Annotated in this window: 19 protein-coding genes and 1 other RNA gene; 14 read left to right on the top strand and 6 right to left on the bottom strand. The window is 47.0% G+C overall.

All coding sequences use genetic code 11. The features are described 5' to 3' along the window. Positions 1–6: 6 nt before the first annotated feature. On the top strand, positions 7–1,854 hold the full coding sequence (gene aceF, locus XDD1_RS13840; RefSeq protein WP_045972052.1) for a pyruvate dehydrogenase complex dihydrolipoyllysine-residue acetyltransferase: 1,848 nt from the start codon (positions 7–9) through the stop codon (positions 1,852–1,854). A 202-nt stretch (positions 1,855–2,056) separates the two neighbouring features. Further along, the gene (lpdA, locus tag XDD1_RS13835) at positions 2,057–3,484 is read left to right on the top strand and encodes a dihydrolipoyl dehydrogenase (protein ID WP_148885956.1); all 1,428 of its coding nucleotides are present in this window, start codon (positions 2,057–2,059) and stop codon (positions 3,482–3,484) included. A 112-nt stretch (positions 3,485–3,596) separates the two neighbouring features. On the opposite strand, the gene XDD1_RS13830 is transcribed toward lpdA, so the two are convergent. Both XDD1_RS13830 and XDD1_RS13825 read right to left on the bottom strand, forming a co-directional pair. Then, entirely contained in the window at positions 3,597–4,250 is a 654-nt protein-coding gene (locus tag XDD1_RS13830; protein WP_045972048.1) for a GNAT family N-acetyltransferase, read from the bottom strand. A gap of 114 nt (positions 4,251–4,364) precedes the next feature. Continuing rightward, entirely contained in the window at positions 4,365–5,039 is a 675-nt protein-coding gene (locus XDD1_RS13825; protein ID WP_045972047.1) for a GNAT family N-acetyltransferase, read from the bottom strand. 352 nt (positions 5,040–5,391) lie between these two features. Between XDD1_RS13825 and acnB the strand changes: the two genes are divergently transcribed. The 5 genes from acnB (at position 5,392) to XDD1_RS13800 (ending at position 11,060) form a co-directional block, all read left to right on the top strand. After that, on the top strand, positions 5,392–7,989 hold the full coding sequence (gene acnB / locus XDD1_RS13820) for a bifunctional aconitate hydratase 2/2-methylisocitrate dehydratase (protein ID WP_045972045.1): 2,598 nt from the start codon (positions 5,392–5,394) through the stop codon (positions 7,987–7,989). Positions 7,990–8,110: 121 nt separating this feature from the next. Then, the gene (locus XDD1_RS13815) at positions 8,111–8,482 is read left to right on the top strand and encodes a YacL family protein (protein WP_045972043.1); all 372 of its coding nucleotides are present in this window, start codon (positions 8,111–8,113) and stop codon (positions 8,480–8,482) included. A 75-nt stretch (positions 8,483–8,557) separates the two neighbouring features. Beyond that, on the top strand, positions 8,558–9,430 hold the full coding sequence (mscS, locus tag XDD1_RS13810; RefSeq protein WP_045972041.1) for a small-conductance mechanosensitive channel MscS: 873 nt from the start codon (positions 8,558–8,560) through the stop codon (positions 9,428–9,430). A 179-nt stretch (positions 9,431–9,609) separates the two neighbouring features. Further along, positions 9,610–10,233, top strand: coding sequence for an arginine exporter ArgO (argO, locus tag XDD1_RS13805; protein WP_045972038.1), 624 nt, complete (start codon positions 9,610–9,612; stop codon positions 10,231–10,233). A gap of 92 nt (positions 10,234–10,325) precedes the next feature. Further along, a complete protein-coding gene (locus tag XDD1_RS13800) occupies positions 10,326–11,060 on the top strand; it encodes an oxidative stress defense protein (RefSeq protein WP_045972036.1) in 735 nt (244 codons plus the stop codon). Here the strand turns inward: XDD1_RS13800 and XDD1_RS13795 are convergent. Then, complete coding sequence (locus XDD1_RS13795; protein WP_045972034.1) at positions 11,057–11,962, bottom strand: LysR family transcriptional regulator ArgP; 906 nt, start codon at positions 11,960–11,962, stop codon at positions 11,057–11,059. The two genes, XDD1_RS13800 and XDD1_RS13795, sit on opposite strands and share 4 nt — an antisense overlap. A gap of 179 nt (positions 11,963–12,141) precedes the next feature. Between XDD1_RS13795 and rpiA the strand changes: the two genes are divergently transcribed. After that, on the top strand, positions 12,142–12,801 hold the full coding sequence (gene rpiA, locus XDD1_RS13790) for a ribose-5-phosphate isomerase RpiA (protein ID WP_045972032.1): 660 nt from the start codon (positions 12,142–12,144) through the stop codon (positions 12,799–12,801). Positions 12,802–13,072: 271 nt separating this feature from the next. Further along, complete coding sequence (gene serA / locus XDD1_RS13785; RefSeq protein WP_045972030.1) at positions 13,073–14,314, top strand: phosphoglycerate dehydrogenase; 1,242 nt, start codon at positions 13,073–13,075, stop codon at positions 14,312–14,314. Positions 14,315–14,370: 56 nt separating this feature from the next. Here serA and XDD1_RS13780 read toward each other — a convergent pair whose 3' ends face one another. The 3 genes from XDD1_RS13780 to zapA form a co-directional block, all read right to left on the bottom strand. After that, positions 14,371–14,967 (bottom strand): 5-formyltetrahydrofolate cyclo-ligase, encoded by a 597-nt coding sequence (locus XDD1_RS13780; protein WP_045972028.1) that lies wholly within the window; start codon positions 14,965–14,967, stop codon positions 14,371–14,373. A 52-nt stretch (positions 14,968–15,019) separates the two neighbouring features. Next, a non-coding RNA gene (gene ssrS / locus XDD1_RS18660) (6S RNA) lies at positions 15,020–15,203 on the bottom strand. Positions 15,204–15,348: 145 nt separating this feature from the next. Next, positions 15,349–15,654 (bottom strand): cell division protein ZapA, encoded by a 306-nt coding sequence (zapA, locus tag XDD1_RS13775; protein WP_045972026.1) that lies wholly within the window; start codon positions 15,652–15,654, stop codon positions 15,349–15,351. A 401-nt stretch (positions 15,655–16,055) separates the two neighbouring features. Between zapA and XDD1_RS13770 the strand changes: the two genes are divergently transcribed. From XDD1_RS13770 to gcvT, 5 genes are all read left to right on the top strand, one after another. Continuing rightward, on the top strand, positions 16,056–16,658 hold the full coding sequence (locus XDD1_RS13770) for a YecA/YgfB family protein (RefSeq protein WP_045972024.1): 603 nt from the start codon (positions 16,056–16,058) through the stop codon (positions 16,656–16,658). Between the two features lie 58 nt (positions 16,659–16,716). Further along, positions 16,717–18,033 carry a Xaa-Pro aminopeptidase gene (gene pepP, locus XDD1_RS13765; RefSeq protein ID WP_045972022.1) on the top strand — a complete coding sequence of 439 codons (1,317 nt, stop codon included), beginning with the start codon at positions 16,717–16,719 and terminating at the stop codon, positions 18,031–18,033. A gap of 38 nt (positions 18,034–18,071) precedes the next feature. Next, the gene (gene ubiH / locus XDD1_RS13760) at positions 18,072–19,262 is read left to right on the top strand and encodes a 2-octaprenyl-6-methoxyphenyl hydroxylase (RefSeq protein WP_045972020.1); all 1,191 of its coding nucleotides are present in this window, start codon (positions 18,072–18,074) and stop codon (positions 19,260–19,262) included. A gap of 13 nt (positions 19,263–19,275) precedes the next feature. Next, the gene (gene ubiI, locus XDD1_RS13755; protein ID WP_045972018.1) at positions 19,276–20,508 is read left to right on the top strand and encodes an FAD-dependent 2-octaprenylphenol hydroxylase; all 1,233 of its coding nucleotides are present in this window, start codon (positions 19,276–19,278) and stop codon (positions 20,506–20,508) included. Positions 20,509–20,880: 372 nt separating this feature from the next. Then, entirely contained in the window at positions 20,881–21,981 is a 1,101-nt protein-coding gene (gene gcvT, locus XDD1_RS13750; protein ID WP_045972016.1) for a glycine cleavage system aminomethyltransferase GcvT, read from the top strand. Positions 21,982–21,987 lie beyond the last annotated feature (6 nt).

Here is a 21,987-nt window from a genome sequence, read left to right as displayed (position 1 = left end):
AGATTCATGTCTATCGAAATTAATGTGCCTGATATTGGGGCAGATGAAGTTGAAGTGACCGAGATTCTGGTGAAAGTCGGTGACACAGTAGAAGCAGAACAGTCACTGATCACCGTTGAAGGTGATAAGGCTTCCATGGAAGTCCCATCGCCACAGGCGGGTGTGGTGAAAGAAATCAAAGTTGCAGTTGGCGATAAAGTTGAGACCGGCAAACTGATTATGATTTTTGAATCCGCAAACGGTGCAGCAGAAGCTGCGCCTGCCCAGCAAGCAGCGCCAGCGCCAGTAGCGGCACCGGCAGCAGTGGAAAGCAAAGAAGTCAATGTACCAGATATTGGTGGTGATGAAGTTGAAGTAACCGAAATCATGGTCAAAGTGGGTGATACGGTGACTGAAGAGCAGTCACTGATCACGGTTGAAGGTGACAAGGCTTCGATGGAAGTTCCTGCACCATTCGCGGGTACAGTGAAAGAGATCAAAATCGCGACTGGCGATAAAGTAAAAACCGGTTCTCTGATCATGGTATTCGAAGTCGCAGGTTCTGGCGCAGCACCAGTAGCAGCGGCTCCGGCAGCAGCGCCTGCGGCCTCTGCGGCAAAAGAAGTCAACGTACCGGATATCGGTGGTGACGAAGTTGAAGTGACTGAAATCATGGTCAAAGTGGGTGATACCGTTGCCGAAGAACAGTCACTGATCACGGTTGAAGGTGACAAGGCTTCAATGGAAGTCCCTGCGCCATTCGCGGGTACAGTGAAAGAGATCAAGATCGCGACCGGCGATAAAGTGAAAACCGGTTCTCTGATCATGGTGTTCGAGGTGGCGGGTGCAGCACCTGCGGCGGCTCCAGCACCTGCGGCTGAACCGGCGAAAGCCGCCTCAGCACCGGCAGCAAGCAAACCAGCAGAAGGTAAAAATGAATTTGCCGAAAATGACGCTTACGTTCATGCCACGCCGGTTATCCGTCGTCTGGCGCGTGAATTCGGCGTCAATCTGGCGAAAGTAAAAGGCACTGGCCGTAAGGGTCGCATCCTGCGTGAAGACGTTCAGGCTTACGTGAAAGAGGCGATTAAACGTGCGGAAGCTGCACCTGCGGCTGCGGGTGGCGGTTTGCCGGGTATGCTGCCTTGGCCAAAAGTTGATTTCAGCAAGTTCGGTGAAATCGAAGAAGTTGAAATGAGCCGTATCCAGAAAATTTCTGGTGCGAACCTCAGCCGCAACTGGGTCATGATCCCTCACGTTAACCTGTTCGATGAAGCGGATATCACTGAAGTTGAAGAGTTCCGTAAACAGCAGAACAAAGAAGCTGAGAAGAAACAGCTTGGCGTGAAGATCACTCCGCTGGTCTTCGTCATGAAAGCGGCTGCGAAAGCACTGGAAGCCATGCCGCGCTTTAACAGCTCCATTTCTGAAGATGGCCAGAAGCTGATCCTGAAAAAATATGTCAACATCGGTATCGCGGTTGATACGCCTAACGGTCTGGTGGTTCCGGTATTCAAGGATGTCAACAAAAAAGGCATCATGGAACTGTCCAGAGAATTGGCTGAAGTTTCCAAGAAAGCCCGTGCCGGTAAGCTGACCGCTTCCGACATGCAGGGTGGCTGCTTCACCATTTCAAGCCTTGGTGGTATCGGTACTACCGGCTTTGCACCTATTGTGAATGCACCAGAAGTGGCCATCATGGGGCTGTCCCGCTCTTCCATGAAACCGGTCTGGAATGGCAAAGAATTCGTTCCGCGCCTGATCCTGCCGATGTCTCTGTCTTTCGACCACCGTGTGATCGACGGGGCTGATGGTGCACGCTTCATCACTTATATTAATCAATTGATGAGCGACATCCGCCGTTTGGTGATGTAATGCAAAGGCTGGTAAATAGACCGGCCTAATGATTACAGCCGTGACAGATATTTTCGCCCTGCATCTGGCAGGTTGGGAGTTCTGTCACGTTAACGCGCTTTTCAGGTTATTTACAATTCTGTAAACTGCTCGCGGTGTGTACGTCCCGGGAGAATATGGTTTTTTTCGTCTGACTCGCCGGACAAACAATTAAGAGGTCATGATGAGTACTGAAATTAAAGCCCAGGTAGTGGTGCTTGGAGCAGGCCCAGCGGGGTATTCTGCTGCTTTCCGTTGTGCAGACTTAGGTTTGGATACCGTTTTGGTTGAGCGCTACTCTACTTTGGGTGGTGTGTGTCTTAATGTGGGTTGTATCCCCTCCAAGGCGCTGCTTCATGTAGCAAAAGTGATTGAAGAAGCAAAAGCTCTGGCACAACACGGTATCGTGTTTGGTGAGCCACAAACTGATATCGATAAGATCCGTCTCTGGAAAGAAAAAGTTATTTCTCAGTTGACAGGCGGTCTGGGCGGCATGGCTAAAGGCCGTAAAGTTAATGTTGTTAATGGCGTGGGTAAATTTACCGGTGCTAACACTCTGGTAGTCGAAGGCGAGAACGGCGCAACAACGATTAATTTTGATAATGCCATTATCGCAGCGGGTTCACGCCCAATTCAATTGCCATTCATTCCACATGAGGATCCGCGCGTATGGGATTCTACCGATGCGTTGGAGCTGAAAACCGTTCCGGGACGCCTGTTGGTCATGGGTGGCGGTATTATCGGTCTGGAAATGGGAACGGTTTACCACGCTCTGGGTTCTCAGATCGACGTGGTAGAAATGTTCGATCAGGTTATTCCTGCTGCGGACAAAGACATTGTTAAAGTGTTCACTAAGCGCGTCAGCAAGAAGTTCAACCTGATGCTGGAAACGAAAGTGACCGCAGTAGAAGCGAAAGAAGATGGCATCTACGTCACAATGGAAGGCAAAAAAGCACCGGCAGAGCCACAGCGTTATGATGCCGTTCTGGTTGCTATCGGCCGTGTACCAAACGGTAAATCTCTGGATGCGGGCAAAGCGGGTGTTGAAGTTGATGAGCGCGGCTTTATCCACGTGGATAAACAAATGCGCACTAACGTGCCTCACATCTTTGCTATCGGTGATATCGTTGGTCAGCCAATGTTGGCACACAAAGGTGTTCACGAAGGTCACGTTGCCGCTGAAGTGATTTCTGGTAAGAAACACTACTTCGATCCAAAAGTGATCCCATCTATTGCTTACACTGAACCAGAAGTTGCATGGGTGGGTTTGACAGAGAAAGAAGCGAAAGAAAAAGGTATCAGCTTTGAGACTGCGACTTTCCCTTGGGCCGCTTCCGGCCGTGCAATCGCCTCTGATTGTTCAGACGGTATGACCAAACTGATTTTCGATAAAGAAACCAACCGCATTATCGGTGGTGCTGTTGTCGGTACTAACGGCGGCGAATTGCTGGGTGAAATCGGTCTGGCTATCGAAATGGGCTGTGATGCAGAAGATCTTGCTCTGACTATCCATGCTCACCCAACGCTGTACGAATCAATCGGTATGGCTGCGGAAATTTACGAAGGCAGCATTACTGACTTGCCAAACCCTAAGGCAAAGAAAAAGAAATAATGCTTTAGCTTTTGCAGTGGTGAAAACGGCTTCTATTCTGGAAGCCGTTTTACGTGCAATTGATGACCCAAAGATATCATCAATGACACCGTTAAGCATATGACCTATTTTTTTAAGGTGATATGTATCTTCTGAGGCGATAAGTATTGCCGGCAACAACCCAGTCTTCTCCCCGTTCGTCTGGAACCAATCTCATTTGTGTGGTTTCAGAGCCACTGAATCCATCAGGTTCGAATCCCAGTTTTTTATAAAATGGAACAGAATGCGGTTTGGCTTCCACCAGCAACTCTCCGCCATTGCCCAAACTACAAGAAAGTTCTACCGCTTTTTCAACGAGTAAACTGCCGCAACCTTGGTTGCCAGGATGGGTGAGCATAAATCCGATTTTATCTGTACTTTCATTGTTAAAAGCAGAACCGCCTGTAACAAAAGTCATTATGCCGATGGGAACGTTTTGCACCAGACAAATAAAGTAACGATGATGCGTTGTGGCATTTGTTTGGCTAGCATCTTGATATACAACTCCCATTTCACGGGATACGGTAATAAAAGTATTATATCTTTCCATATCTGAACCAGAAAACAGATTTAATGTTGAATACCAATCACATGTGTTGCCCTTAAGTTGCGCGAGTGAGGTAAACATTTCACTCCGACTGACTTCTTTTATCATTGTTTGAAATAATCGAAAATACCTTTCTTTTGGGGATTCTCTGATATGTATTTTGGAGAAAATATTATGAAATAGCTCTCTGGTCGTTTTCATCGTATGTCTCCTATAGGCTCATTTTACTTTAACATTCTTATTAGTATTAGTTTTCCCCCCCTTAAATCAATGCAATAAATGTTATTTTTTCATGTACCTTCAAGTCAGTTGAATCTACAGTATATGACATTGCCAATTTGAATTACGTGGACGAGGGGTTCTTTTAAGTTGATATTTCCCATTGAGTTGATGCCATTTACTGTTACCAGTTGGAGTTAACCTCATACGTTTTAGACCAAGAAAGTCACTAATAGTGACAAAGCCTAATTTTGGGTAAAAAATTTCGGCATCAGGTTCTGCTTTAACATCTAATATACCTTGATGGCCTAAGGCGTGGGATATATTGACCACATGTTGAACGAGCAAACCACCGTAACCATAACCGTTAGGATAGGTTGCTATGAATGCTATTTGATCCGCATCATCAGGTTCATTAGGTTTAGCAAGCATTAATATAATAATTCCAACGGTTGTCCCTGACGCGGAACAGACAAAATGTCGGCAATTATCTAAACCGCCGGTCACATATTCAGGATTAAAGGTATTTCTTATGGAGCCACAGGTTTTGCTAAAGGTACTATGGTGTCCATCTCCCAATATTGTTTCTTTTATAGATTCATACCAGTAACGGGATTCATTTAGCTGGAGTTCTCCAAGTGCAGATAGCATGGCATTTTGATTCACTTCCTTAATTTTCGCCTGATATTCAGGGTAAATTTTTTCTTCCATAATCACTGGAGAATGATAACTTGTGCTTGCGATAGCGTTATCTCTTTCTCTATTAGGCATGATGATATCCTTTTAAACGAGGTTGATATCCGCTTTTTTGCAGTGGGTAGAAAGTAAGGTATTTTCAGTCTGAAATAGCAACATATAGCATTTAAAACTTTAATACACTCTTCAAGTTTATTTATCCAGAATTTTATCATGGTTCAATGTTGATTTTATGTGAATGAATTAACATGCTATTCAAATTTTGGTATGCTAAACGCCCGAAGCTGGGCATAATCCTGATGTTATGCGAGCAAAATCCTCTGACCTGGCACCCATGATGATTGTCTTAGCTGATTGTTCTTTGATAATCGTTACCGGGTGCTGACAGCCGGGTAGATAAAATGACAATGAGAGCGAGGAGAAAGTCGTGCTAGAAGAATACCGCAAGCACGTAGCCGAGCGTGCAGCGCAAGGCATCGTCCCTAAGCCGTTAGACGCAGCTCAAGCAGCAGCGCTGGTTGAATTACTGAAGAACCCACCTAAAGGTGAAGAAGATTTCCTGCTAGATCTACTGACCCATCGTATTCCCCCTGGTGTAGATGAAGCGGCTTATGTTAAAGCGGGTTTCCTGGCTGCCATTGCTAAAGGGGAGGCGGCTTCTCCTTTGGTGACACAGGAAAAAGCCATTGAATTATTGGGAACCATGCAGGGTGGGTATAATATCCACGCGTTAATTGATGCCCTCGATGATGAAAAGCTGGCTCCGATTGCGGCGAAAGCACTTTCTCATACGTTGCTGATGTTCGACAGTTTCTATGATGTGGAAGAAAAAGCCAAAGCGGGTAATGTCCACGCCAAACAGATTATTCAGTCATGGGCTGATGCAGAATGGTTCCTTGGGCGCCCTGAATTAGCGGAAAAAATCACCATTACTGTCTTTAAGGTCACGGGTGAAACCAACACCGATGATCTTTCCCCTGCGCCTGATGCGTGGTCACGCCCTGATATTCCCCTACATGCTCTGGCAATGCTCAAGAATGCCCGTGAAGGTATTGAGCCTGATCAAGCAGGTGTCGTAGGCCCGATTAAGCAAATCGAAGCCCTGAGCAAGAAAGGTTATCCGTTGGCCTACGTGGGTGATGTGGTGGGAACCGGCTCCTCCCGTAAATCGGCAACGAACTCCGTATTGTGGTTTATGGGAGAAGATATCCCGTTTGTGCCAAATAAACGCGGTGCTGGTGTGGTTCTGGGCGGAAAAATCGCGCCGATTTTCTTCAATACCATGGAAGATGCCGGTGCATTGCCCATCGAGGTAGACGTTTCTAAGCTGAATATGGGAGATGTCATTGATATCTACCCCTATAAAGGTGAAATCCGCCATCACGAAACCCACGAACTGCTGGCGACTTTTGCACTGAAAACGGATGTGCTGATCGATGAAGTGCGTGCCGGTGGTCGTATCCCCTTGATTATCGGTCGCGGTTTGACGGGCAAAGCACGTGAATCATTGGGTCTGCCACACAGCGATGTCTTCCGTCAGGCGAAAGCGGTGGCGAAAAGCGATCGCGGTTTCTCATTGGCACAGAAAATGGTTGGCCGTGCCTGCGGTACAGCGGGGATTCGTCCCGGAGAATATTGTGAGCCTAAGATGACTTCTGTCGGTTCTCAGGATACGACCGGCCCAATGACACGGGATGAATTGAAAGATTTGGCGTGTCTGGGCTTTTCTGCGGATCTGGTCATGCAATCATTCTGCCATACTGCCGCCTATCCAAAACCGGTTGATGTGACGACCCACCATACTCTGCCTGATTTCATTATGAACCGTGGCGGGGTATCGCTGCGTCCGGGTGATGGCATTATCCACTCATGGTTAAACCGTATGTTGCTGCCCGATACGGTGGGTACCGGCGGAGATTCCCATACTCGTTTCCCGATTGGCATTTCTTTCCCGGCGGGTTCCGGACTGGTGGCATTTGCGGCGGCAACGGGCGTTATGCCGTTGGATATGCCGGAATCCGTGCTGGTTCGCTTTAAAGGAAAAATGCAGCCCGGCATCACCTTGCGTGATCTGGTTCATGCCATTCCTTATTATGCGATTCAACAAGGTTTGCTGACTGTCGAGAAAAAAGGCAAGAAGAACATCTTCTCCGGCCGTATTCTTGAGATTGAAGGGTTACCGGAACTCAAGGTCGAACAGGCATTTGAGTTGGCGGATGCGTCTGCGGAACGTTCCGCAGCAGGATGTACCATTAAACTGGATAAAGCGCCGATCATTGAATACCTGCAATCGAACATTGTATTGCTGAAATGGATGATTGCGGAAGGTTATGGTGATCGCAGGACATTGGAACGCCGTATCATAGGCATGGAAAACTGGCTGAAAGATCCCCAGTTGTTGGAAGCGGATGCCGATGCGGAATACGCTGCTGTGATTGAAATCGATCTGGCAGAGATTAAAGAGCCTATTTTGTGTGCGCCGAATGATCCTGATGATGCACGCCTGCTATCTGACGTAGCTAACAGCAAAATTGACGAAGTTTTCATTGGCTCTTGCATGACGAATATTGGTCATTTCCGTGCAGCGGGCAAGTTGCTGGATCAGCATAAAGGCCAGATACCCACTCGCTTGTGGATTGCGCCTCCGACGAAGATGGATGCTGCTCAATTAACGGAAGAAGGTTATTACAGCGTCTTTGGTAAGAGTGGGGCGCGCATTGAGATCCCGGGTTGCTCATTGTGCATGGGGAATCAGGCGCGTGTGGCGGATGGGGCAACCGTGGTATCCACTTCCACCCGTAACTTCCCTAACCGCCTGGGTTCTGGTGCCAATGTTTACCTTGCTTCTGCGGAGCTGGCGGCGGTGGCGTCACTGTTGGGTCGCTTGCCAACACCAGAAGAGTATTTGCAGTTCATGGATAAAGTGGATGAAACCGCCGCAGATACTTATCGCTACCTCAATTTTGATCAATTGAATCAATACACAGAAAAAGCGGATGATGTGATCTTCCAAACCGCAGTATAAAAAAGATTATTGCAATAAATGGGGGGGCAAATGCCTCCCCTTTTTTGTGCCTGTTGTTTTATGATGATTTCGCAGTATCTTGTATCAGTTTGTCATAATAAAAAAATAGTGGAGGTGCGTGATGGAATATGAATTTATGCAGGATCTTACCGGTCAGGTCACATCATCCTTTTCAATGGATCATGAAGCTATCGGTCATTGGTTGAATGAAGAAGTCAAAGGCGATTTGCGTGTATTGGATAAAATCACCGCAGCCTTGCAAGAAATTAAAGGCAGTGAACGTCAATGGCAGTTGGCGGGTCATGAATATACGCTATTGATGAGTGAAGGTGAGATCATGATCAGGGCTAATCAACTGGAGTTTGACACAGAAGTGATAGAAGAGGGCATGAGTTACTACGATAACGAGAGTCTGGCTTTTTGTGGGACAGACGATTTTATCGATATGCTGGCCCATTACAAAGGGTTTGTTTTGCAAAAAAACAAAACATAAGTATGAGCTTTCAATCAATAAAGGCTTTCTGCCATAATCTATGTTCTATCACCCAAAAATCACGGTGGACTTTGTATGGAACAGATCGATCTGTCACATGAGATTGATAAAGCGGCAAGCTGGTTTACCCATAATCAGGATCTCCTGATTCAGTATGCGGTAAACGTGGTATCTGCCATTTTGATCCTGATCGTTGGCTTATTCATTGCTAAGTTGGTGAATAAAGCCGTTAAGCGTGTGATGTCACTGCGTGGCATTGACACGACCATTTCTGATTTTTTATCCGCGATTATTCGTTACGCCATCATCGCGTTTACGATTATCGCCGTGCTTGGGAAATTGGGCATCCAAACTGCATCTGTGATTGCCGTCATCGGTGCCGCAGGTTTGGCGGTTGGTCTGGCATTGCAAGGCTCGCTGTCTAATTTTGCTGCCGGTGTTTTATTGGTGATTTTCCGTCCACTTCGTACCGGCGAATATGTCAGTATTGGTGCGGTGGAAGGTACTGTCATGCAGGTTCAGATTTTCTCAACCACATTGCGCACCGCAGATGATCGCATCATTGTGATCCCCAACGGTAAGATCATTGCAGACAATATTATCAATACCAGCCGTGAACCGAACCGCCGTACCCAAATCATGGTGGGCGTTGCGTACGACGCGGATATTGATGAAGTAAAAAGGGTGTTGGGTGATGTGATTAAACAAGATAACCGCATTCAACATGAAAAAGGCGTCACGATCCGCTTGCATGAAATGGCACCTTCCTCATTGAATTTTATTGTGCGGGTATGGACAACCAATGGTGACGCCTGGAATGTCTATTGGGATTTGATGGAAAACTTTAAGCGTACGTTGGATAAGCACAATATCGGCATCCCATTCCCACAAATGGATGTTTATCTGCATCAGCAAAATACGGCCTTACAGAAGAAGGCTGACGAATAATTAAAATATCCGGTGTGAGAATAACGATTTCTCACACCAAATTCTCACCCCAAATTTGAATAAAACCTCCATTACCATTCCTAATGATGTATTAGAATGATTCATTTTTACTCATGCACAATCTTGCTTAATATGCATTGGTTATCGTAACTCATTGAATAATGATTAGGGATCTGTGCATGTTTTCAACATTAATTCAGGGTTTTTTTCTCAGTGCGGCGATGATCTTGCCGCTTGGGCCGCAAAATGTCTTTGTCATGCAGCAAGGGAGCCGGAAACAGTTCCATTTAATGAGTGCAACATTATGCTCTATCAGCGATGCGCTTTTCATCATGGCGGGAATATTCGGTGGAAGTGCCTTGCTGGGACAATCGACACTGTTATTGCACGCCGTGACATGGGGAGGCGCTGCATTTTTACTGTGGTATGGGTGGGGCGCTTTGCGCACGGCATTATCGGCAGACGTTGAACTTTCCTGTACAGAAAAAACGGTCCAAAGCCGTTGGCGAGTGGTAGTCACACTGTTCGCTGTGACATGGCTGAATCCCCATGTGTATTTGGATACCTTTGTCGTATTGGGAAGCATAGGAGGACAATTGTCTGCCGAGCTTAGGCCATGGTTTACCACTGGGGCGGTAATGGCATCGATCAGTTGGTTTTTTGCCTTGTCATTGTTGTCTGCATGGTTTGCGCCTGTACTGAATCAGCCCAGAGCGCAACGCATCATCAATATTTTTGTTGCCTGTGTGATGTGGTATATCGCCTGGAGCCTCATCAGGAAAGGGATACAGATTTTTTATTGATGGCAATACTTTTCTATAGATCGTCTATAGATTGTGCTAATGTTTCTGAAAGCACCTTACTAACCTAATCTTGCTGTATTTAAGGAGGTTTTGTGAAACGCAAATCACTGGTATTGGCCGCGATAATGGCTCTGGGAAGCGTCTCCTGCATGACGGCTTCCGCTGCTGACTTGCTCTCTATCCCACATATTTCCACTTCTGGCAACGCGGTAGTTAAAGCAACGCCGGATATGGCGACATTGATAATCCATGTGAGCGAAACTCAAAAGAGTGCGGCAGAAGCAAAGAAAAACGTCGATCAACGTGTGGCGAAATATTTTGATTTTCTGAAAAACAGTGGCATCGACAAGAAAGATATTGATGCCGCCAACTTACGCACTCAACCAGAATATCAATATGAACAAAAGACGGGGAAATCCAGTATTACCGGTTATCGGGCGTCACGTTCAGTTGAAGTGAAAGTTCACAAGCTGGAACAACTGAACACGTTACTGGATGGTGCCCTGAAAGCCGGATTGAATGAGATTAACTCGGTTCAGTTTAGTGTTAATAATCCGCAACGCTATCGTGATGAAGCCAGACAAAAAGCTATCGAGAATGCTATCCAACAAGCGACGGTATTGGCCAAGGGATTCAACGGTAAGTTAGGCCCGGTATATAGCATTAACTATCGTGCGCCTGATGCTGTGCCTGAACCCATGAGCCGTCTGAAATACCAGACAGCCCTGTTGTCATCACCCGCTGCTGACTCAGCCAGTGAAACTTATGCACCACAGAATATTGAGTTTTCTGATCACGTTGATGCCGTTTTTGAATTACAGCGTTAATTGATTTTATCTTCCTGACGTAACATCTGGCGCCCTAGTTTTAGCAGGGCGTCAGTGACTTTTCTCATCGCTCCGCTTTCAGGGGCAAAACGATGCCAATACAGCATACGGCGTTGGTATAATCCCGGCGTGAGATCGACTAGCTCACCGGCTTTCAATTCCTTGTCGATTTGCAAGTGTGGGATCATACAGCAAGTTGAACCTTGTTTTGCCAGTTGGACAAATGCTTCGGAAGAATTCACGATATGGCAGGGCACACTTCCCGGCGATAAATCAAAATTCTGTTGCAAGAATGCCTGATGCATATCATCTAAATGGTCGAATGCCACAGCCGGTGCTTTCAGCAAGGCTGAACGTGTAACGCCATTCGGGAAAAAACGGTTTGCAAACGCGGGAGAGGCAACAAACAGATAATCCAGAGCACCTAATTTATCAACCAAACAGCTTGGCAGCGGTTGTGGCTGAATACTCACCGCGCCGACCACTTCGCCACGCCGCAAACGCTCTTGGGTTCGGGTTTCATCTTCCACTTGAATATTGAGCCGAATAGGCAAATCGGACAAAACCGGATGGAGAGCCGGTAAAAGCCACGTCGCCAGACTGTCTGCATTGACCGCAAGGGAAAGCAGTAACGGGATCTGATCACCATTTTCATCACCAAGCCATTGCGCTTCCAGCAGTTCAACCTGATGCAACAGCGCAAGCAGCTTTTGCCCTTGTTCGGTGGGGTGGGGAGGCACAGTGCGTACCAATAGCGGTTGACCAAACATATTTTCCAACTGCTTGATCCTCTGTGATACCGCTGATTGGGTGATACAAAGTTTTTGCGCTGCTCGCTCGAAGCCACGTTCTTTGATCACGGCATCTAACGCTTGCAGTGATCGGTAATCAGGACGTTTCATTAAAAATAAGATTCTCCGCGTTTGCTCTTCTGGGGTTATGGCTCAATATTAAAACCATTATGTGGCCTAACTAGCATTATGCCACTAGAACTATGCCATATTTTTTCATGGGATGAGCCAATATTGTTTATACTAGCCGTCAGATTTTTCCTTGTAACTGATTATAGGCTGTGATCGATATGACTCAGGACGAACTGAAAAAAGCAGTAGGTTGGGCAGCATTGGAATACGTTAAACCAGGCACTATTGTCGGTGTGGGTACAGGTTCTACCGCAGCGCATTTTATTGATGCGTTAGGCACTATCAAAGACAAAATTGAAGGTGCGGTATCGAGTTCAGAAGCATCGACTGAGAAACTGAAAAGTCTCGGCATTCCTGTGTTTGATTGCAATGAAGTTGACACCCTAGATATTTATGTTGATGGTGCTGATGAAATTAATGGTCAAATGCAGATGATCAAAGGTGGCGGCGCAGCATTGACCCGGGAAAAAATCATTGCGGCGGTTGCGAAGACATTTATCTGCATTATTGATGCGTCCAAGCAAGTCGATGTGTTAGGCAAATTCCCCCTGCCGGTTGAAGTTATCCCAATGGCACGCGCTTATGTGGCACGTGAGCTGGTGAAATTGGGGGGGACACCGGTTTATCGTGAAAACGTCGTGACCGATAATGGCAATCATATTCTGGATGTTCACAATCTCTCTATTGTTGATGCCGTTGGGCTGGAAAATAAAATCAATGGCATTACTGGCGTGGTCACTGTAGGTCTTTTTGCCAATCGCGGCGCGAACGTGGTACTGGTCGGTACGGCGGATGGCGTTAAGACGCTCACCGAATAATCACTTATTGAGGGCAGAATAGTCTGCCCTCAAAATATTTTTGTATTTATTCAAAACAGAAAATTTGGTGAGATATATCACATTTTCTCCCAAAAAAACCTCAATATCCTTTCGATATCCCATAACGAATTATTTTACTTTGCATAACAACTTATTTACTGTTGCTTATTCTGTAATATAAGCAAACGATTGTATTGCTGTTACCGTTTTTTTTGTTATTTTGGTGCAATCGATATGCGTTATGAAAGTTAACAACGAGTAGGGCGGGCAAATGGTTAAGGTATCGTTAGAAAAGGACAAAATTAAATTTCTGCTACTGGAGGGGGTTCATCAAAGCACAGTAGACAGCTTAAAAGCAGCAGGGTACAGCAATATTGAGTATCACAAAGGGGCATTAGAGCCTGAAGCGTTGAAAGAAGCGATTCGTGATGCCCGATTTGTCGGCGTTCGTTCCCGTACCCAATTGACCGAAGAAATTTTTGCCGCAGCGGAAAAGCTGGTTGCCGTCGGGTGTTTCTGCATTGGTACGAACCAAGTTGACCTGAAAGCCGCTGCAAAGCGTGGTATCCCGGTATTTAATGCGCCTTTTTCCAATACCCGTTCAGTCGCTGAAATGGTATTGGGTGAGCTGTTGTTGCTGTTGCGTCGTGTTCCTGAAGCGAATGCAAAAGCACACAATGGGATATGGGATAAGCAGGCAAAAGGCTGCTATGAGGCGCGTGGGAAAAAATTAGGCATTATCGGTTACGGGCATATTGGTACACAGCTTGGCATCTTGGCTGAAAATATTGGCCTGAATGTCTATTTCTATGATATTGAAAATAAATTGCCATTGGGTAACGCACAGCAAGTTCATCATTTATCTGAATTATTGAATATGAGTGATGTTGTAAGCTTGCATGTTCCTGAAACGGCTTCAACCAAGGATATGATTGGGGCGGCAGAATTAGAGTTGATGAAGCCGGGTTCCATTTTGATCAACGCATCACGGGGTACGGTCGTCGATCTTCCTGCACTTAGCGAAGCACTGGAAACCGGGCATCTTTCTGGCGCAGCGATTGACGTTTTTCCTCATGAACCCGCAACCAACAATGATCCTTTCATCTCTCCATTAAGTAAGTTTGATAATGTACTGTTGACTCCCCATATTGGCGGGTCGACGCAAGAAGCCCAACAAAATATCGGTTATGAAGTTGCAGGTAAACTGGTCAAATATTCTGACAATGGCTCGACATTATCAGCGGTTAATTTTCCGGAAGTTTCACTCCCTATTCATGCCAAAGATACGAACCGATTACTGCATATCCATGAAAATCGACCGGGTATCTTGACCAGCATTAACCAGGTGTTCACGGAGCAAGCGATCAATATTGATGCGCAATATTTGCGGACTGACAGCGATATTGGTTATGTGGTGATAGATATCACGACGCAAAATTCAGCTCAGGCTGAATTGGTCTTGCAGAAACTGAAAGCCCTGCCGGGCACGATCCGTTCTCGCCTGCTTTACTAAGATTTAACCAACCGGGGCGATTAAAGACAAATGGCCCCGGTTAATCCTTCAGCGGTTCATATCCATCGCCAGACTTTTTCTGGTGTAATGATCTCCGGCAGGGGGATATCCCAACTCGCGCTGGGTAATTTTTCAACTAACTGAAAATTGTGTGCCAATCCAATCGGGTAAAAATGCTGTTGTTGCCACTTTGCGAGCGTTCTGTCGTAGAAACCGCCTCCCATCCCCAAACGCTGGCCTGTACCATCGAAAGCGACCAGTGGAATAAACATGATATCAAGTTCAGAGATCGGTAAAACCTGCCGGACATCCAACTGAGGCTCTTCGATATTAAAGCAGTTACGAACAAGGGGCGTGTCGGGGCAATAACGGAGAAACAGCAGGTGATTCCGGCTGAAAGGGTGCAATATTGGCAAGTAGACTTGTTTATTTTGCTGCCAAAGCTGTTGAATGAGCGGACGTGTGTCTAGTTCCCCATCAAAAGAGAGATAGAGAGCAATGTTATCAGCTTGCTGGATTTTAGGGTGAGCCATGACCTGTCTAACGGCTTGCCGGGCAAATTGCTGTTGTTGTTCGCGGGACAGGCTTTGACGCCGTTGGCGGTTTTTTTTTCTAATGGATTGGCGGAGAGAAAGGAAACAATCTGATTGCATGATACCTGCCTGTTAATGAATGCAGAAAAGGATACAAAACAGATAAAAAGGGAGGTTCTCCAAGATGCCGTTGCAGGTGGTAACCCTTGAACCCTTGGTTCAAGGTGAACGCAGAGTCGTTGCTATTAGGCTTCTTGGTCTAGCCAAGCCTGCTCACAAGAAACGGAGCACCACATTCTATAGATATGAAATATCGGCTCAGGGGACTGACCTGCTGACGAACACCTCAGAGAAAATTTTTTGCTGCTTAAACTACCTAAATAGGCTCTAAGCAATGCTATGAAGCCTATTGTATGGAACTAAATGAAGAAAGCAACTGCTTATATTAATCTATAGTGACTACTGCCTGATTTATCAACAAAATTGGACGGGTAAGGCGTATCAGGTAATCTTACCTTGCTCTAACAGTGCCTTTTCGATGCTCTGCTGGAGCATTTTTATTTTTTGTTCCATATTGTAAGCATAATCACGGGTTTTCATCTTCTCCTGTGCCAACTCGTGACAGACATTCAGTGCCACAATAAAAACCAGTTGCTCGGTGTTAGTGACTCTGGTGCGTTCTTTGAGGTTATTCAAACGCTGATCAAGTTCCTCCGCCGCAGCTTGCAATGCTTCAATCTGCTCTGGTGGACAATTGACACGTAATGACCGCCCAAAAATCTGAATATCTACTGGTTGTGCAGACATGACACCTTCCTGATTTATTACTGTGCTGATACCTTGATGTTGACATATATCCCTTATCTTGCAAATTGCGGCTTGGTTAGTCCTGTTGCAATTTGAAATCGATTGGGCATAAAGTAAATTATGGTATAAAACAAGGCCGACACCAATCATTACCGTACAATACCAAAAGCTTTCCTTTTCCTTCCCTTCATTTTTCAACTTGCCGTTTTTAGGTCATGTCCACTTACCCCAGTCAATGAGTTATAGATACAAAGTAATCTATGTCCCTGGGGATGGTGCCCTTGCCATCACGTTGCAACTCGAAATCTATTGGGGATATATCGGTGTGTGCTGTCTGGTATAGCGACTCCCCTTGATGGTAGCATAGCATGAACTTATATCGCCAACGATGATCAATATACATGTCTATACAAAACTCATTACCTAATTATCAATCATTTGATGAAATTTTGCATCAACAGTCCGTTGCGCTGACAGCCGCAGAAATGCATGGCTTAATCAGTGGATTACTATGTAGTGGAAAACATGGTAGTGGAAATCATGGCGGTCATCATGACAGTAGCTGGCAGGCGTTGGTGCATGATCTTGCTAATGATGGTCTGGCATTTTCTCAGGTTTTGGCTCTGCCGCTTAGGGAATTGTACGAAACGACGTTTGAATTGCTGGATGACAATAACTTCGCGTTTAATCTGTTGCTCCCTGATGAAGAGGCCGGGGTTTTTGCATGCGCAGACGCGTTGGCGGGATGGGTGAACCACTTTCTGCTTGGGTTGGGCGTAGCCAATCCCAAATTGATAGAAAAGCCAGAAATTCAGGAAATTATTACCGACTTACGTAATATCGGCATGTTGGGCTATGAGGAAAGCGAAGATCAAGAAGAACTCTCTCAAGCCCTTGAAGAAGTACTGGAATATGTCCGTGTTGCGGTTCAACTCTGCTATATCGCATTAGCGACACCGAAAACCGCAGCCAGTGCAAAAAATGACAAACCCACATTGCACTGATTAGCGATATTCACCCGACATTCACTCAACTAATAATAATGGAATTGCAGGAGAGGGTATGACTAAACAAGAATATTTATCCCGTCGTCAGGCACTATTGTCAAACATGGCTCCGGCCAGTGCGGCCATTATTTTTTCAGCTTTGCCTGCGACACGTAATTCAGATAGTGAGTATCCCTACCGCCAGCACAGTGACTTTCTGTATCTGACCGGGTTCAGTGAGCCGGAAGCGGTTCTGATACTGATCAAAAGCGATGAAACCCACAATCACAGCGTGTTGTTTAATCGTGTTCGCGATTTGAGTGCGGAAATTTGGTTTGGTCGCCGTCTTGGGCAAGAAGCTGCACTGGAAACATTGGGGGTGGATCGTGCCCTGCCATTTGATGATCTCGATGAACAACTCCATTTGTTATTGAATGGCTTGGAAGTGGTTTATCACGCTCAAGGAGAATTTGAATACGCTGATAACATTGTATTTCGTGCCTTGGATAAATTGCGTAAAAATAGCCGCCGTAACTTCCGTGCGCCAACGGTCATGGCCGATTGGCGTCCGTGGCTGCATGAAATGCGTCTGTTTAAATCAGAAGCTGAATTAGACATCATCCGCAAAGCCGGGGAAATTAGCGCCCAAGCACATACCAGAGCCATGCAGGCTTGTCATCCGGGTATGTTTGAATATCAGCTTGAAGCCGAAGTTCACCATGAATTCACCCGTCAGGGGGCACGTTACCCGGCTTATAACACCATTGTTGGGGCGGGAGAAAACGCCTGTATCCTGCATTACACTGAAAATGATCGCTGTATGAAAGAGGGCGATCTGGTGTTGATCGATGCGGGATGTGAATATGCGGGCTATGCCGGCGACATTACGCGGACGTTTCCGGTCAATGGCAAGTTTACACGCCCTCAACGTGAAATCTATGACATTGTTCTGGAAGCCATCAACCTTTCCCTTGAATTGTACCGACCCGGCACCAGCATCAGCGAGGTCACGGGGCAAGTTGTGCGTGTTATGGTGAAGGGGTTGGTAAAATTGGGAATTATGCATGGTGAAGTCGAACAATTGATCGAAACCAATGCTTATCGTCAATTTTTCATGCATGGTTTGAGTCACTGGTTGGGGCTGGATGTCCATGATGTCGGCTATTACGGCGTCGATCGCGATCGGATTCTGGCACCCGGCATGGTGTTGACGGTCGAGCCGGGGCTTTACATTGCCCCAGATGCTGATGTCCCGCCGGAATACCGTGGTATCGGTATCCGTATTGAAGATGACATTGTGATAACGGAAACCGGAAACGAAAACCTGACGGAGTCTGTCGTCAAAGATCCGGATGAGATAGAAGCTTTGATGGCACAGGCAAAACAGGGTTAAGGATACAGGGTTAAGATAAAAGTAATCAGGAAGTGATAATGAACGTGATTATTGTGGGCGGAGGAATGACAGGCGCGACATTGGCGCTGGCCATTGCTGCGCTGAGTCGGGGGCACTTGCAAGTCTCCTTGATTGAAGCGGCAGAACCGACCAAGGAACACCCAGGTTTTGATGCAAGGGCGATTGCCTTGGCTTATGGCACATGCCAGCGCCTGAATCAGCTCGGTATCTGGCCTGCACTGCAACATTGGGTGACCCCAATCACTCACGTCCATGTCAGCGATCGTGGTAGCAGCGGTTTCGTCAACATCCGCGCTGATGATTATGCTATTCCGGCATTGGGTAATGTGATTGAATTGCACGATGCCGGTATCCATCTTTTTGATTTATTAAAACAGTCTCCCAATATTACGCTTTACTGCCCGGCCAGAGTGAGTTCCGTTGAACGTTTGGAAAACTCGGTGGAAGTTTTGCTGGATAATGGCGAAAAACTGACCGGGAAGTTGTTAGTCGCGGCGGATGGCAGCCATTCGGCGATAGCCCAAACGTGCAACATCCCCTTCCAGCAGCACGCTTATGGGCAGACCGCCATTATTGCCAACGTCCTGACTTCCGAACATCCGCAAGGCAGGGCATTCGAGCGTTTCACCGAACATGGCCCATTGGCGCTATTGCCCATGTCGGAAGGGCGCAGTTCGCTGGTGTGGTGTCAGTCACTGGAAAAACAGTCAGAAATCAATCACTGGAGCCAGCATGAATTCCTGCAACACCTGCAAAAAGCCTTTGGCTGGCGTTTGGGGAAAATGCGGGAAAGCGGTCAACGGCACAGTTATCCCTTAGCGTTATCGACAGCCGGCAGGCAAATTAGCCACCGTCTGGCGTTGGTCGGTAATGCTTCCCAAACCTTGCATCCGATTGCCGGGCAGGGCTTTAACTTAGGAATGCGTGATGTTATGGCGCTGGCGCAAGTCATTTCAGCCGCGGCGGTTTCAGGGCGGGACATTGGTGCCTATCACGTGCTGGCACAATACCAGCAACAGCGTCAGGCCGATCGTGAAACCACCATCGGGATCACGGATGGATTGGTCAGGTTATTCGCCAATGACTACTTACCGTTAAAAATGGGGCGTAATTTGGGCTTGATGGCAATGGAAAAATTATCCCCGCTGCGGGATCAATTTGCCCGTCAGACATTAGGTTGGGTTGCACCGTCACCGTTGGCAGATTAAGAGGAAAGAAAAAATGCAATCATTTGATGTGGTGATCGCAGGGGGCGGAATGGTTGGCCTTGCGCTGGCCTGTGGTTTGCAAGGTAGCGGTCTACGCATCGCGATTGTAGAAGAGCATCCACCAACCCAGCCATTTGATGCTAATGCTGAATATGCGTTGCGGGTTTCGGCCATCAATGCTGCCAGTGAACGATTACTCACCCATCTCGGTGTCTGGCAGGATATTCTCGCGATGAGAGCCAGCGCTTATCAGGGCATGGAAGTGTGGGATCAGGATAGTTTCGGGCGTATTCAGTTCAGTGCAGCGGAAAATGGTTTGACACATCTGGGTCATATCATCGAAAACTCAGTGATCCGCCAAGCGCTCTGGCAACGTGCGGAAAATCTGCCGGATGTGACGATATTCACTCCATCTTCCCTTAAGAATGTGGCTTGGGGAGAAAACGAAGCCTTCATCACGTTATCTGATGGAACCATGCTCACGTCTCGTCTTGTCGTGGGTGCAGACGGTGCTCACTCTTGGTTGCGTCAACACGCCGATATTCCGTTGACTTTTTGGGATTATGAACACCATGCGCTGGTCGCCACCATTCGTACTGAGGAGTCTCATGAAGGCGTTGCGCGTCAGGTTTTCCACGGTGATGGCATACTGGCTTTCCTGCCACTGCCGGATGCTCACTTATGTTCAATTGTTTGGTCACTACCGACTGAATCTGCGCAACAGCGCAAGGCTATGACGCCGGCGCTGTTTAACCGACAATTAAGCGCAACATTCAATATGCGCCTTGGTCAATGTGAACTCATCAGTGATCGGCAAACCCTTCCACTGACAGGACGTTATGCCCGCAATTTTGCTGCTCATCGATTGGCACTATTGGGCGATGCGGCACACACGATCCACCCGCTGGCGGGGCAGGGGGTTAATCTCGGATTTATGGATGTAGCCGAGCTGATAGGTGAATTGAATCGCTTAAATCAGCAAGGCAAAGACATCGGTCAGTACCTCTATTTGGGGCGTTATGAACGTCGCCGCAAACACAGTGCTGCGCTCATGCTCGCAGGAGTGCAGGGTTTCCGTCAGCTATTTGATGGCAATAACCCGGCTAAAAAAGTATTGCGGGGGATTGGATTAACCTTGGCTGATCACTTACCGGGCATGAAACCGCAATTGCTTCGCCATGCCATGGGATTGAATGACCTCCCTGATTGGCTGAGTTCTCAACCCCCTTCGCTTGAAAAAATCTAATTCGGCCTGTTATTTAGAATTAGTTTTTCTCATATCAGACGAAAGTGTGTTAAGACGATTCACTTCACACTTTCGTCTTTTTTTAATCAAAAAAGAGTGTTTTTTGCCATTTATTAAAAATAATTAGCGTCTGGATGTCATAAATCAGACAAAAATTCTGCATGTCGGCGAGCACTTTTTCGGGTTATCACGGCCATGTCGCTAATTTATTTTATGGTTCATTTCCTGTTTCAGTGATAACGTCTGATACCCAAGGTATCGTTTGCGTGATTAACCGCTTCTTTGCTTCATGATCCAACACCTGCCGGTTAATGCGCCGTATTTTTTCAGGTCACGAATGTTTTCATGTCAAGAACGTCAAAGAGGGAAATAATGTCAAAACACACCCCACTATATGATCAACATCTGGCATGCGGGGCACGCATGGTCGATTTTCATGGCTGGATGATGCCGCTGCATTATGGTTCACAAATCGACGAGCATCATACCGTGCGTACTGATGCCGGTATGTTCGACGTTTCCCACATGACCATTGTGGATCTGCACGGTCCAGGTTGCCGTGATTTTCTCCGTTACCTTCTGGCCAATGACATAGCCAAACTCACCGAACAAGGCAAGGCCCTGTATACCGGCATGTTAACGGCTTCTGGTGGCGTCATTGATGACCTGATTGTCTATTTCTTCACTGATCACTTTTATCGCATGGTGGTTAACTCGGCGACCCGTGAGAAAGACTTGGCATGGATTAACCAACATGCTGAGCAATATGACGTTGAGATCACCGTGCGCGATGATTTGGCGCTGGTTGCTGTTCAGGGGCCAAATGCGCAAGCCAAAGTCCAGTCCCTGCTAAGTGATGAGCAAAAGCAAGCGGTAATGGGCATGAAACCCTTTTTTGGCGTTCAGTCGGGAAATTTATTTATTGCCACGACCGGTTATACCGGTGAAGCCGGTTACGAAATTGCCTTGCCCAAAGAACAAGCGGCAGATTTCTGGCAGCAGTTGCTGGCCGTCGGCGTGAAACCTGCCGGATTAGGGGCGCGTGACACCTTGCGCCTTGAGGCGGGCATGAACCTGTATGGGCAAGAAATGGATGAAACCGTTTCACCACTGGCTGCCAACATGGGATGGACCATAGCCTGGAAACCGGAAGATCGGCAGTTTATCGGCCGTGAGGCGCTGGAGAGACAACGTAAAACCGGGACTGAACAATTGGTCGGCTTGGTGATGCGTGAAAAAGGCGTATTGCGCGGTGGTTTAACGGTCAGTTTTACTGATGGCGCCGGTGAAATGCGTTCTGGCGTGATTACCAGTGGAACATTCTCCCCGACGTTAGGATTTAGCATAGCCCTTGCGCGTGTTCCGCAAGGCATTGGTGAACAAGCGGTTGTCCAGATCCGTAATCGCGAAATGCCCGTTCAGGTTGTTAAGCCGGGCTTTGTACGGATGGGCAAACCACTTGTAGATAAATAAAAAAGG

This window comes from Xenorhabdus doucetiae, assembly GCF_000968195.1.
GTDB lineage: Bacteria > Pseudomonadota > Gammaproteobacteria > Enterobacterales > Enterobacteriaceae > Xenorhabdus > Xenorhabdus doucetiae.
This window is presented reverse-complemented; position numbering and strand designations above follow the sequence as displayed.

Coding starts and splice junctions, on each gene's coding strand:
- aceF (WP_045972052.1), top strand. CDS start 7: ATGTCTATCGAAATTAATGTGCCTGATATTGGGGCAGATGAAGTTGAA.
- lpdA (WP_148885956.1), top strand. CDS start 2,057: ATGAGTACTGAAATTAAAGCCCAGGTAGTGGTGCTTGGAGCAGGCCCA.
- XDD1_RS13830 (WP_045972048.1), bottom strand. CDS start 4,250: ATGAAAACGACCAGAGAGCTATTTCATAATATTTTCTCCAAAATACAT.
- XDD1_RS13825 (WP_045972047.1), bottom strand. CDS start 5,039: ATGCCTAATAGAGAAAGAGATAACGCTATCGCAAGCACAAGTTATCAT.
- XDD1_RS13815 (WP_045972043.1), top strand. CDS start 8,111: ATGGAATATGAATTTATGCAGGATCTTACCGGTCAGGTCACATCATCC.
- mscS (WP_045972041.1), top strand. CDS start 8,558: ATGGAACAGATCGATCTGTCACATGAGATTGATAAAGCGGCAAGCTGG.
- argO (WP_045972038.1), top strand. CDS start 9,610: ATGTTTTCAACATTAATTCAGGGTTTTTTTCTCAGTGCGGCGATGATC.
- XDD1_RS13795 (WP_045972034.1), bottom strand. CDS start 11,962: ATGAAACGTCCTGATTACCGATCACTGCAAGCGTTAGATGCCGTGATC.
- rpiA (WP_045972032.1), top strand. CDS start 12,142: ATGACTCAGGACGAACTGAAAAAAGCAGTAGGTTGGGCAGCATTGGAA.
- serA (WP_045972030.1), top strand. CDS start 13,073: ATGGTTAAGGTATCGTTAGAAAAGGACAAAATTAAATTTCTGCTACTG.
- XDD1_RS13780 (WP_045972028.1), bottom strand. CDS start 14,967: ATGCAATCAGATTGTTTCCTTTCTCTCCGCCAATCCATTAGAAAAAAA.
- zapA (WP_045972026.1), bottom strand. CDS start 15,654: ATGTCTGCACAACCAGTAGATATTCAGATTTTTGGGCGGTCATTACGT.
- XDD1_RS13770 (WP_045972024.1), top strand. CDS start 16,056: ATGTCTATACAAAACTCATTACCTAATTATCAATCATTTGATGAAATT.
- pepP (WP_045972022.1), top strand. CDS start 16,717: ATGACTAAACAAGAATATTTATCCCGTCGTCAGGCACTATTGTCAAAC.
- ubiH (WP_045972020.1), top strand. CDS start 18,072: ATGAACGTGATTATTGTGGGCGGAGGAATGACAGGCGCGACATTGGCG.
- ubiI (WP_045972018.1), top strand. CDS start 19,276: ATGCAATCATTTGATGTGGTGATCGCAGGGGGCGGAATGGTTGGCCTT.
- gcvT (WP_045972016.1), top strand. CDS start 20,881: ATGTCAAAACACACCCCACTATATGATCAACATCTGGCATGCGGGGCA.